This window comes from Acinetobacter sp. S40, from assembly GCF_016624705.1.
GTDB lineage: Bacteria > Pseudomonadota > Gammaproteobacteria > Pseudomonadales > Moraxellaceae > Acinetobacter.
Map to the genome: position 1 here is coordinate 20,418 of NZ_JACVTU010000014.1, position 12,517 is coordinate 32,934.

The following is a 12,517-nucleotide window of genomic DNA, read 5'->3' on the forward strand; positions in this document are numbered from 1 at the left end:
ATATGCCCTTCCATTTTTTTGCAAAGATATTTGCTTTTTCTCTATTTTTTCATTTTCAAAAATCTTTATAAAATTTAAGTTTCTTATTCATATTTAATTACTTAAGTATGATTGTTACATGGTATGGACATAAAACGAACGTAACTTACAAGCCAGACTGGCATGATAAGAATCACTGTAATTCAAACCTAAGTTAAATTTTTACAAGAAACAAAGAGGCTTACAATGAAAATCGCTTTAATTGGTGCAACGGGTATGGCAGGTTCACGTATTTTGGAAGAATTGGTTTCACGTGGTCATTATGTCAAAGCTATTGCACGAGACACGCATAAAGTGGCAGATACTGAGCGGGTGATGGCAGTTAATGTCGATTTAAATGATCATGAGGGTTTAGTAAACGCTTTAAAAGGACAAGATGCCGTCATAAGTGCAGTTCGTTTTCAGGGTCTAGATGCTCATGCACTGATTCAAGCGGTGCGTGACTCCAAAGTAAAACGTTATTTAGTCGTGGGTGGAGCAGGAAGTTTAAATGCACCCCATCAAAATATCCGCGTTTTAGATACCCCTGATTTTCCTGAGGCATATAAACCAGAAGCAGAAGCAGCCGCCACTTTTTTGGATAAACTCAAAGAAGTAAATGATCTCGACTGGACTTTCATTTCACCTTCTGCCGAGTTTGGTCCAGGCAAACGTACAGGTGAATTTCGCTTAGGCAAGGATGAGCTGTTGGTAGGTGATGAAGGAAGTAAAATTTCAGCCGAAGATTTTGCAGTTGCCTTGGCTGATGAGCTTGAGCAAAACAATCATATCCAACAGCGTTTTACAGTCGGTTATTAAGATCATACAACGTGTTTTTAAAGGAAGCGAAGGATTTGCTTCCTTTTTATTGGATCGGGATTGACAGTGTTTTAAAAAAAGCCCAACCTCAACAAAAATATAAATGAACTACCTACAATTCATGAATGGTCTCACCCGTTTTTTAAAGCATTACAATTTTAATGCGACGCTGGTTTATTGCTTTCAAATATTGATTGTTCTCACTGGCACCACATTGGGATTGCGCTGGTTCGGACATAATGAGCTGATCGTACCTGTTACATTGGGGGCGATTGCAACAGCATTGACGGACTTTGATGATCGTTTGAGTATTCGGCTTAGAAATTTATTTTATGTTGCCGCCTTATTTTTTGCTGTCAGTAGCATTTTAGAGTTTTTAGCCCCTTATAAATTTTTACTCATTTTATATTTATCCCTCTCTAGTGGTTTTCTGATTTTACTGGGTTCGCTGGGTCAACGTTATGCGACCATTTCGTTTGGCACTATTTTACTCTCGGTATATAGCCTTTTTGGTTTAGGTGAATATCAGCATTGGTATCAACAGCCAATTTATTTTGTTTATGGCGTAGTGTGGTATGGTTTCACCTCAATTGTCTTTTTTCTCATAAAACCGACGCTTCCCGTTCAAGAAAATCTTTCACAAGTATTTAGTCATTTATCTGATGTACTCATGACTAAAGCCCGCTTATTTGACCCAGATAATAAAGATAATGTTGAGCCATTATTATTCGAACTCTCAACTGAACATGCGCAAGTGGTTCATTATTTAAATATTAGTAAAGCATCCTTATTAACACGACTCAAAGCATCACGAGTCAATAAAAATAGTATTTATTGGCTACATTTATATTTTGTAGCGCAAGATATTCACGAAAAGGTGAGTGCCAATTATTTACATTATGAACAGATCCAGCAAAACTTTAGTCGTAGTGATCTCATCTTTCGGTTCCAAAAGAATATTCGGTTATTGGCACTTTCCTGTCAGCAATTATCTGAATGTATCTTAGGTAATGAAGCATTTACGCCCAGTCTTGATCCGACGCATGCATTACAAAATCTGGAGCTTTCCCTACAGGACTGGATTCAGGATCATCCCCATAATACCGAAGTCAAAAATCTGCAATTGATTGTAAAAAATTTGAACGATTTGCACGATCAACTGAGTCACTTACAAAATGTGCAATTTACCTATACTTATCGTTTTGAACAACATGTCGATAATTTAAATCTACTGGATGATGACATTCATGGCTTTAAAGATTTATGGCTTAAATTCAAACAACATTTAACGCCAAAGTCTGCCCTATTTCGCCATGCAACGCGTATTGCTTTTGTCTTTGCAGCAGGCTCACTGGTTTCACTTTTACCATTTGCCCAAAATGGTTATTGGATTGTTCTAACCAGTTTATTTGTCTGTCAGGTGACATACTTTGCGACCAAAAGTCGTTTAAAACTACGAACGTTAGGCACATTACTTGGTGTGATTTTAGGGCTGCCGATTTTATATTTTGTGCCCAGTGTCGAAGGCCAACTGATCATTACGATCATTTGTGGCGTGTACTTTTTCTATCTGCGTCAAAAGAAATATGCTCTTGCGACTTCTATGGCAACCTTGATGGTTTTACTAATTTTTAATTTAAAAGGATTTGGTTACAGTATTATCGCCCCCCGAATTATGGATACTCTCATTGGCTGTGCCATCGCATGGTTTGCCGTGAGTTTTATCTGGCCCGACTGGAACTTTCGCAATATTTCTAACAATATTAAAAAAAGTAGTCATGCCAGTATGACTTACTTAAAAGCGGTACTGGATCAATATCAATTTGGCTGTACCAATAGTGTTGAATATCGCACGGCAAGACGGTTGGCACATAATGCACAAACTGAACTCTCCAGCATGATTTCCAGCTTAAGTGCTGAGCCGCACCCGAATCAGGAATTGATTCATTCTGCGTTTCGATATTTGGTTTACAGCCATAGTCAACTCAGTTATATCTCAGCATTAGGGAGCCACCGTGAAAAAATCGATGATCAGGACGTTATGGATTTACTAATTTGGTGCACTCAAACACTGCAACAGACTTTATTGGAACAAAAAATACTTCCTACTCAAGAAATAGAGCGCAAGTTATCAGAAATTCAGCAACTTTCTGAACAGAATTCGACGTCGGATTACCTGATGCTAATTTTAAAACAAATCAGTTTATTGCTTGAAACTTTACCTGAATTATTGATGTTACAAAATAAACTACTCACTCTAGAAATTAAATAAATTCCGTTTTTGTTTAGCTTTAGATCGATCTGGGCTACACTCGGATTTTGTTTATATTTTAGAGCAACGTATGAACGTAAACACTTTACGCATTGTTGGATTCTTAGAAGGCCTATCTTTTTTATTGCTCCTCTTTATTGCGATGCCACTCAAATATATATGGGATAATCCGCTTTGGGTCAAATATGTCGGTATGGGACATGGCCTGTTATTTATTTTATTTCTATTGGTCTTATTGATGGTATGCCAGCGTATGAAATGGTCGGTTCATATGTTTATTCTCGGCTTTATTGCTTCTATCTTACCCTTTGGCCCTTTTGTTTTTGATCATAAATTAAAACGCTATAGCCCTCCTGTTTCCGATGCATAAAAAAAGGCGAATCCGTGGATTCTCCTTTTTTAAAACTGTCCTTCCTGCTGGCGCTGTTGCATCACATCTATCAATATCTGTTTGGGTTTGACAAACCACATAACAATCAAAACTAAACATGCCAAACTAAATGCCATGATATGAAAATGTACATAGAGCTCACGCACCATTTCAATCATCATAAAAAAGCTCAGCATCAACAACATAGATACTGCGGCAGCCACTGTTCCTTTACTAATTTCAGATGACATCAAGGCAAATCGATACATTACTGAAAAACTGATACCCTCACCAAAACTAATCAGCGTCATGCCAATTAATAGACAGAGCACCAAATACTGTTGCCAAATTGCACCAATGACTAAAATAAGCGTGCCTAATAACATAATTGGCAAACCCATTAAAATGGTTTTTCCTAAAGGATAACGGTCAATGATTTTAATCAACACAATATTTCCCAGAATCAGGCCAATAAATACTGGAAATTGCGCCAAACCATATTGCACACTACTAAACTTGAGTTCTTCGACTAACATCACAGGTGACAATGCGATCCATAGCATCAGAGGTAAGCTCACCAAAGGTAAGGCCAGTGTGAGACCTAGAAACTTTTTATCGGTGTAGATTTTTTTAAAATCATCAAATAGATAAATAAAGGGTTGACGAGTCACACTCTGCTGCTGACTCGGCATTTTTGCTTTTAGCCCAAACCAGCTAACAAATGCCAACACCGCAATCGCAACAAAACCCCAGTGCCATGATACATAATCAATCATGAATGCACCTAGCACAGGCCCAAGCAACGGTGCAAGTAAGGAAATATTAGCCATTAACGCCATGACTTTAATGGCATCGCGTTCTTCAAAGCTTTCCTGAATTGCGGCATACCCGACCGCCGCAATCACCGTCAGTCCAATTCCTTGTAAAAAGCGCAAGCTTAGAAATTGCGCCATATTCTGCGTTAATAAAATCAGCAGACAGCAAATACCAAAAAATAACGCACCACTCAGTAAAACTTTTTTACGCCCTAAACGATCCGAAAGTGGGCCGAGCAACCAAGCCACGCTTGCACCACCCAACAAATAAAAAGACATAGACGATGGTGCCCATGTAGAACTGACACCAAAATCCTGTGTAATGGCCAGCATTGCTGGCTGAATTAAATCATTGCCAATATAAACCGCAAGTTCAAACAGAACTAAAGCCAGCGGAAACATTAAGGTCTTACGATTTAATGTTGTCGTTTGCATATCTTGCATTTTGATCTACTTATTCAAGATGTCTGTTTAATGCTGAACATTATTTTTGATCAATATACGCCAGCCCAATGACAAACACTGAGTTTTAAAAAGTTGGATTTTTAATGTGCTGAACACTCAGCAATAAAACACTGTATTCACAAAGTGTCTAAATTTTGAGGAGAAAATAACAACGTGAGATTTGGTAAATGCACATTACCATGATTTATGAAAAAATCTGGCGTCAACATAGCATTTTTTATTTTAAGCGTCGATATTAAAGTGTTAAATAAGAGATAACACTATTATTTCATTCATATTTTTTTAATACTTCGCCCCCAATTATGCTCTATATAACTGTGGTTAAACACGAAGTTATCCACAGTTTGAGTTAAAAAACAAACACAAGGATGACTTATGCCTTTTTATTATTGACTTTTAAGCAATAATATTTTGCATATTAATGCATTTTTTAAACACAATAAACACCCTATAGTCATCCTCATTCATTTTAAAAATTAGGTATTCCCGTGAGTCATATTTTCATCGTAAACGGTGCAAAAGCGTTTGCACATTCCAATGGACAATTAAATGATACTTTGACAAATCTGGCACAGATTCATTTAACCCAGTTAGGTCATGATGTCAAAGTGACGCGAGCGGACAGTGATTATGATATCCAAACTGAAATTGAGAAGTATGTCTGGGCAGATGTGGTGATCTATCAAATGCCGGGTTGGTGGATGGGCGCACCCTGGACCATGAAAAAATATATTGATGACGTATTTACCATCGGCCATGGCGTACTGTATGCCAGTGATGGACGTAGCCGTTCGGATGATTCTAAAAAATATGGTTCGGGTGGATTGATTCAAGGAAAAAAATATATGTTGTCGTTGACATGGAATGCTCCAATTGAAGCCTTTAATGATCCTGATCAATTTTTTCACGGCGTCGGCGTAGATGGAGTTTATCTTCCTTTTCATAAGGCAAACCAATTTTTGGGAATGGACTCACTCCCCACTTTTATCGTCAATGATGTGATTAAAATGCCAAACGTGCCGAGCTATCTGGACGCGTATAAAGCCCATTTAGATCAATTTTTTAAAACTGAAGATTGAGAAAGAGAATAATATGCTGACAATTATTGCAGAAATCCATACTCATGCAGGTTCTGAGCATCGTCAAGCGGTGCTAGATGCCTTTCAAAAAATCATTCCAACAGTGTTGGCAGAAGATGGCTGTCAGGGTTATGAAACTTTGGTTGATCATCTTCCTGCAATTAACATGCAAGTGCAAGATGACAATTTGATTGTGATGCTGGAAAAATGGAAGAGTACGGAACACCTTGAAGCACATATGCAAACAGAACACATGCGGCAGCATTTCAATCTAATTAAAGATCATGTGGCAGATGTGAACATTCGTATTTTAGAGCGTGGAATCTAACTGCTAAAAAATATCAGTAGACGTAAGCTTCTACTGATAATAATGCTGTTTTAGATGACGGCTATATTCTGTTAAATATGCGTCCAAACCTGCACGATGATCCGCCTTTTGCATTGATTTTGCTGTCAACTGTTCAATCTTTGTTTCCAGTAACCGAAGTATCGCGGCTTGTTCTGTTTCAGGCAGTTGTGCCTTTTCTTTTTGCCGCTTTTTAATTTCCAGATAGTTCTCAGCCCAATGACGTAACGGATCATTCGAATCTACTTGTGCAAACAAATCAGTAATAAGCAATTCAGGCAGTTGCTGTTGGGTCGCTAACTCTGCTGACATCAATCCACGAATTGAATAAAATACCTTCTTATAAGTAAAATTATCTGCGGTTTGCATTACTTTCATGCCGCCTTTTGCCAATGATAAATAATGGTGATACAAGGCACTATACTCAATTCGCTCAAGCAATCCTTCACGAAAAGTCTGCCATTCTGGAAATGCATTAAAATAAACAATATGTGCTCTCACCCACTCCAGAACCGTTGGGTTACTTTTTGCGAGTAGTCCAAACATTTTATCCAAGTCATAAGATACAAAATCAAAATCGCCATCCATGATTTCGATCAGATCACGATACTTTTTATAGTCAAAATATTGATTTTTACTGGCTAAATGAAAGCCACGAACATCATAGTCACTATCAGGACTTGCCATGCCCCATAAGCGACTACCACTTTCAATATAAAATAATGGAATGTCTTGGCGCTGTTGAAATAATTTTTCGATTTCATGATCAATATTCATTGTTATAAATTTCTCATAATAAAAAAGCGCATCTTTCGATACACTTTTTACCTAAATTTTTCTATTTATTCAAGTAATAAAGCCTAATCCATTAAGAACACATCTGTTTCTGAAAACCTCGCGTATTCTTCCCTCTAGCACATTGATAACTTTGCTGTTTGTTTTGCAACTGCCACTTTTTATCATCTAACTTAAATAGATATTCAGTCTTGATCGCGGACACCGAATCATCCATCAAACCTGTTTGAATTACAGTAATTCTGGAAACAGTTGCCGATTCAACACGATTAAATACTTGTTGAATCGACGCATTCTGATGTTCTTTAGTAATCTCAGGTTGTGCTTTTAAAACCTGTTGCATTGGGCTTTCTCCGCCACCGAATGACATGAGTTTTGTTGTGGTCGCACAACCCGTCATCAATCCCAAACATAATCCTGAAATCGCAAGTAAACGTAACATCTTTTTCACACATCTAATCAAACAAAAGGCGTAGCTTTATGATGCTACGCCAATGCCAATTACACTGTAGAAACTATGTAGCTTCTAGAAAATGCTAACCTTATAAATCAAATAATTTACCCGGATTCATAATCGCATTTGGATCAAATGCCAATTTCAAAGCCTTCATATATTCAATTTCTTCTGGTGAACGCGAATAGTTTAAATATGGTTTTTTGGTCATACCTACGCCATGTTCAGCAGAGATTGAACCATCATATTTTTTCACAGTATCGAACACATATTTATTAACAATCTGGCATTTAGCAAAAAATTCGTCTTTGCTTAAATTTTCAGGTTTTAAAATATTTAAATGCAAGTTACCGTCACCGATATGGCCAAACCAGCAGATTTCAAAGTCAGGATAATTATCCTGTACAATTGCATCAATTTCTTTAATAAATGCAGGAACATGTGTAATCAATACTGAAATATCATTTTTGTAAGGGATAAACGGCGCAATTGATTCAGAAATGTCTTCACGTAAACGCCACAAGCTTTCAACCTGATCCAGACTTTGACTCATCACACCATCAAGTACCCAGCCTTGTTCCATGCAATGTTCAAAGATCTGCATAGCTTTATCCATAATCGGTTCATATGGCGCTTCAAATTCAAGCAATACATAAAATGGACATTGGGTTTCAAATGGGCGTTGGACATGGCCACGATCCAGTACTTTTTGCATCGCAAGTTCACCAAAGAACTCAAATGCAGTCAGGTCAATTTCTTTCTGGAAAGCGTGTAGTACTGGCATGACAGCATCGAAATCAGGCACTCCCAAAACCAGAACTTGTAAGTTTTGTGGTTGTCGTTCCAATTTAATTTCAGCTTCAGTCACTAAACCTAACGTTCCCTCACCACCAATAAATAGATGTTGTAGTGCATAGCCTGTGGCATTTTTAACCATGCCTTTATTTAAGCGTAAAATGTCACCTTTGCCTGTAACCACCGTCAGACCTAACACCCAATTGCGAGTCATGCCATATTTTATGACTTTAATACCGCCGGCATTGGTGCCAATATTGCCCCCTATCTGGCTCGAACCTGCTGATGCAAAATCAACTGGATAATACATCCCCTGTTCTTCAGCATAATTCTGCAATTGCTCAGTCACCACACCTGCTTGCACACGTACCATACGATCTGCTGGGAAAAATTCCAGAATCTGGTTCATCTTGTCCATACTTACGACAATTTCACCATTGGTCGCAACTGCACCTGCGGACAATCCTGTGCGTCCACCGGATGGTGTAATAGCAACATTAAACTGATTGGCCAATTTTACGATGGCTTGAACTTGCTCAGTAGTCGATGGAAAAACGATGACTGATGGGTGTGGATCAAAATGCTTGGTATGATCGCGTCCCCAATTTTCGAGACTATCCGCATCGGTTTTTATACGGTTTTCACCGACGATTGCAGTTAATTGGGTAAGTAACTCAGGTGTTAAAGCGACTGGAGCATTCATCGTTTACAGGCCTAGCAAGAAATAAACAGGTGGGTTTAGGAAATTTGGGAATGCTATTAAAATCAATTGCACGTCTTGCAAATTTCTAAAAGCTTTTTAGATTCTACCAAAAATCAGCGTTTATTTTACATGTAAGCACGGGCTGGATAAAGCATCGCTTAAAAATGCAGTCGCTACAAAATGTGTTGAATCCACAGCCAAACCGCCAATATTCCTCTCAACGCTAAACACAGCTTGAATGAGATTGTCAATAAACTGAAATTTATTCACCTATTGAGTCCATATCGTCTATTTATAACGCATAAACAACTGGCATGACTTGTGATATAATTTCGCGACTAAATTTGGCCTTTGTAGCGGAGCCGTAATGAGCCAACATCTATCACTACCTAAAGATAAAATTCGTTTCTTATTGTTAGAAGGCGTTCACCAAAATGCCATCGATACCTTAAATGCAGCGGGTTACACCAATATCGACTACCATAAAACTGCACTTGAAGGCGAAGCTTTGAAAGAAGCTGTCAAAGATGCACACTTTATTGGTATTCGTTCGCGTACTCAATTAACTGAAGAAGTATTTGAAGCCGCGAATAAATTGATTGCGGTCGGCTGTTTCTGTATCGGAACAAATCAGGTTGATTTAAAAGCAGCGATGTCACGTGGGATCCCAGTTTTCAACGCCCCGTATTCAAATACGCGCTCCGTTGCAGAGTTGGTACTTGCTGAAACAATTTTGTTGTTGCGTCGTGTACCAGAGAAATCAACAGATACACATGCAGGTGGATGGAATAAATCTGCTGTGGGTTCTTTTGAAACTCGTGGTAAGACTTTAGGTATTGTCGGTTACGGTTCTATTGGTTCCCAACTTTCTGTATTGGCAGAAAGCCTAGGTATGAAAGTCATTTATTTTGATGCTGTCACAAAGCTACCATTAGGTAATGCGCGTCAGGTTGGTTCACTAGATGAACTTTTAGCGACTGCTGATGTAGTCACTTTACACGTTCCAGATGTACCTTCTACTCGTAACTTCTTCAAAAAAGAACAGTTTGCAAAAATGAAAGAAGGCGCAATCTTCCTAAACGCTGCACGTGGTACATGTGTCGTGATTGAAGATCTGGCAGATTCTTTGAAATCTGGTCATCTTGCAGGTGCGGCGGTTGACGTATTTCCGAAAGAACCTAAAGCCAATGGTGAAGAATTTGTTTCTCCATTGCGTAACATTCCAAACGTAATCCTCACTCCACATGTGGGCGGTTCGACTATGGAAGCGCAAGCCAATATTGGTCTTGAAGTTGCTGAAAAATTTGTAGCGTATTCTGATAAAGGTATGACTCTTTCTGCGGTGAATTTCCCAGAAATTGCATTACCATTGACCGAAGGTAAACATCGCCTATTGCATATTCACAAGAATATTCCGGGTGTTTTATCTAAAATCAATAATCTGTTTGCAGAGCAAGGCATTAACATCTCTGGCCAAAGTTTAATGACCAAAGGTGATATTGGCTATCTTGTGATGGATGTAGATGCATCGGCATCTCAGGAAGCATTAGATATGTTGAGTGAAGTCGAAGGGACTATCCGCGTTCGTATCCTGTTCTAATCAAATCCTTGATAAAAGGCCACAGCATTGCCTGTGGCTTTTTTATATCAAGATGAATTATGATGATATAAAATATACCGTTTGTTCAAAATGTCGTTATCCAGTCCAAAGTCACAATTACAGGCACTCATCTTTTTGCTTGTCGCGATGATCTGTGTACAGAGTAGTGGTTCTCTCGCAAAAATCTTATTTCAAAGTTATCCCGTTTTGACAGTTTCAGCCATGCGTCTATTTTTTGGGGCGCTGATTTTAGCAATCATTTTTCAGGCATGGAAAATTGAATGGCAGCAGGTTCGTTGGAAAGCCATTATTAGTTATGGGATTGCACTGGCTGGAATGAATGCGCTGTTTTATTTATCATTACAACGCTTGCCTTTAGGGATTGCGGTAGCGTTTGAATTTGTGGGTCCCCTTAGCATTGCTTTATATTATGCGCGACAAAAGTATGATCTGATCTGGGTATGTTGTGCGATTTTGGGCTTACTCTTATTGTTTCCATTTCATCAAGCCAGTCATCATCTTGATCTCATCGGAATTGCATTTGCATTAGCTGCAGGGGTCTGTTGGGCTTTATATATTATTGCGGGGCAAAAACCTTCAGGTATATCAGGGAATCACACAGTATTTTTAGGCGTGAGCGTAGGGATGATCATTTTACTCCCCATTGCGTTTATGACAGGTTCGATCGCTCATGTGTTTGAACTTCCCCATATTTTTTATTTTATTGCGCTTGCAATTTTAGCCAGTGCCTTGCCTTTTTCGCTGGAAATGTTGGCATTAAAACGACTGACTGCTCTTAGTTTTGGCACACTAATGAGTATGGAACCTGCTGTTGCTGCATTTTCAGGATTTATCTTTTTAGGTGAAAAATTGATATGGAGTCAATGGCTTGCTTTAGCGACGATTATTACTGCTTCAGTGGGTTGTACAGTAACAACTCAACGAGCCAAAAGTACCGATACGATTTCTTGATGAAGGTCTTATCTATTTGGATATGGATTTATTCGAGATTTTATTAGCCAGATTATTTTAATCCCTTTTATACATTTACTTATGTTGAGCCTTAATCATGCCTAACACCCCATTGATTGCTGTTATTGCCATGTTGCTGTCGATGATGTGTTATCAGATTAGCGCATCTTTTGCGAAACAACTCATCGCCGTACTGGATCCTTTAAGTGTTACCATTTTAAGACTTTGTTTTGCCTCGGTTTTAGTTTTTTTCATGTTCCGCTCATGGAGGATTTTAACTAAACTCTCCACACTCAAATGGCGAGATTTACTTGGTTATAGCGGTGCATTAGGTCTAATGAATGTGCTGTTTTATATGTCACTGGGCAAACTTCCACAAGGAATCGCGGTCGGGCTTGAATTTATTGGTCCGCTAGGACTAGCCTTGCTTTCGATTCAACAACGGCGTGATTATATTTGGGTCTTTTGTGCAATTTTAGGTATTGCCCTGATGGTGCCGTGGCAACAGGCGGCACAGGCTAATTTTTCCATCAGCGGCGCCGCTTTCGCACTTGGCGCTGGATTATGTTGGGCATTTTATATTTATTTTGGTCATAAAGTAGTACGTCAAAACATTGGTATGCATGCATTAACCATAGCAATTAGCCTTTCAGCAGTAATTCTGCTTCCCATCGGTTTAGTACATCAACCTGAGCACCTAATCAATCCTGCACATTGGCCCAAAGCATTACTGATCGCCATTCTAGCTACTGCGATCCCCTATGCATTAGATTTATTTGCGCTTAAAAGACTGACCAAACTGAGTTATGGCACACTTTCTAGTCTTTCGCCTGCTTTAGCTGCACTTGCAGGTCTGGTTTTACTCAGTGAAAATATTACGTTATTACAGTGGATCGCATTAGGTTTTATTATGTTGGCTTCCATTGGGGTAACGTTTCGTGCATCGGGTCAGGTAACTGACACTGCCAGTTCCTGACTTTATGCAATTTTATAAAATGTTTTTGATATTTTTAC

At 38.7% G+C, this 12,517-nt stretch carries 13 protein-coding genes; 8 read left to right on the forward strand and 5 right to left on the reverse strand.

What is annotated here, in order from left to right:
• Positions 1-225: 225 nt before the first annotated feature.
• The 3 genes from IAE19_RS13870 to IAE19_RS13880 all read left to right on the forward strand — a co-directional run bounded on the left by IAE19_RS13870 (position 226) and on the right by IAE19_RS13880 (position 3,479).
• Positions 226-837: an NAD(P)-dependent oxidoreductase gene (locus IAE19_RS13870; RefSeq protein ID WP_200461503.1), complete on the forward strand. Its 612-nt coding sequence runs from the start codon at positions 226-228 to the stop codon at positions 835-837.
• Between the two features lie 121 nt (positions 838-958).
• The gene (gene yccS, locus IAE19_RS13875) at positions 959-3,109 is read left to right on the forward strand and encodes a YccS family putative transporter (protein ID WP_200461504.1); all 2,151 of its coding nucleotides are present in this window, start codon (positions 959-961) and stop codon (positions 3,107-3,109) included.
• A gap of 70 nt (positions 3,110-3,179) precedes the next feature.
• Positions 3,180-3,479: a DUF3817 domain-containing protein gene (locus IAE19_RS13880; RefSeq protein ID WP_200461505.1), complete on the forward strand. Its 300-nt coding sequence runs from the start codon at positions 3,180-3,182 to the stop codon at positions 3,477-3,479.
• Between the two features lie 29 nt (positions 3,480-3,508).
• Here IAE19_RS13880 and IAE19_RS13885 read toward each other — a convergent pair whose 3' ends face one another.
• Complete coding sequence (locus tag IAE19_RS13885) at positions 3,509-4,738, reverse strand: MFS transporter (RefSeq protein ID WP_200461506.1); 1,230 nt, start codon at positions 4,736-4,738, stop codon at positions 3,509-3,511.
• Between the two features lie 509 nt (positions 4,739-5,247).
• On the opposite strand from IAE19_RS13885, the gene IAE19_RS13890 reads away from it, so the two are divergent.
• On the forward strand, positions 5,248-5,838 hold the full coding sequence (locus IAE19_RS13890; RefSeq protein WP_200461507.1) for an NAD(P)H-dependent oxidoreductase: 591 nt from the start codon (positions 5,248-5,250) through the stop codon (positions 5,836-5,838).
• Positions 5,839-5,851: 13 nt separating this feature from the next.
• Positions 5,852-6,166 carry a putative quinol monooxygenase gene (locus tag IAE19_RS13895; RefSeq protein ID WP_200461508.1) on the forward strand — a complete coding sequence of 105 codons (315 nt, stop codon included), beginning with the start codon at positions 5,852-5,854 and terminating at the stop codon, positions 6,164-6,166.
• A 30-nt stretch (positions 6,167-6,196) separates the two neighbouring features.
• Here the strand turns inward: IAE19_RS13895 and IAE19_RS13900 are convergent, their stop codons facing one another.
• The 4 genes from IAE19_RS13900 to IAE19_RS13915 all read right to left on the reverse strand — a co-directional run bounded on the left by IAE19_RS13900 (position 6,197) and on the right by IAE19_RS13915 (position 9,201).
• Positions 6,197-6,961, reverse strand: coding sequence for a DNA polymerase beta superfamily protein (locus IAE19_RS13900; RefSeq protein ID WP_200461509.1), 765 nt, complete (start codon positions 6,959-6,961; stop codon positions 6,197-6,199).
• 91 nt (positions 6,962-7,052) lie between these two features.
• The gene (locus IAE19_RS13905; protein WP_200461510.1) at positions 7,053-7,421 is read right to left on the reverse strand and encodes a hypothetical protein; all 369 of its coding nucleotides are present in this window, start codon (positions 7,419-7,421) and stop codon (positions 7,053-7,055) included.
• A 100-nt stretch (positions 7,422-7,521) separates the two neighbouring features.
• Positions 7,522-8,931 (reverse strand): FAD-binding oxidoreductase, encoded by a 1,410-nt coding sequence (locus tag IAE19_RS13910; RefSeq protein WP_200461511.1) that lies wholly within the window; start codon positions 8,929-8,931, stop codon positions 7,522-7,524.
• Between the two features lie 120 nt (positions 8,932-9,051).
• On the reverse strand, positions 9,052-9,201 hold the full coding sequence (locus IAE19_RS13915) for a hypothetical protein (protein ID WP_200461512.1): 150 nt from the start codon (positions 9,199-9,201) through the stop codon (positions 9,052-9,054).
• 97 nt (positions 9,202-9,298) lie between these two features.
• On the opposite strand from IAE19_RS13915, the gene serA reads away from it, so the two are divergent.
• The 3 genes from serA to IAE19_RS13930 all read left to right on the forward strand — a co-directional run bounded on the left by serA (position 9,299) and on the right by IAE19_RS13930 (position 12,479).
• Complete coding sequence (gene serA / locus IAE19_RS13920; RefSeq protein ID WP_200461513.1) at positions 9,299-10,531, forward strand: phosphoglycerate dehydrogenase; 1,233 nt, start codon at positions 9,299-9,301, stop codon at positions 10,529-10,531.
• Between the two features lie 90 nt (positions 10,532-10,621).
• Positions 10,622-11,503 (forward strand): EamA family transporter, encoded by an 882-nt coding sequence (locus tag IAE19_RS13925; RefSeq protein WP_200461514.1) that lies wholly within the window; start codon positions 10,622-10,624, stop codon positions 11,501-11,503.
• Between the two features lie 97 nt (positions 11,504-11,600).
• A complete protein-coding gene (locus IAE19_RS13930; RefSeq protein ID WP_200461515.1) occupies positions 11,601-12,479 on the forward strand; it encodes an EamA family transporter in 879 nt (292 codons plus the stop codon).
• Positions 12,480-12,517: the final 38 nt, after the last annotated feature.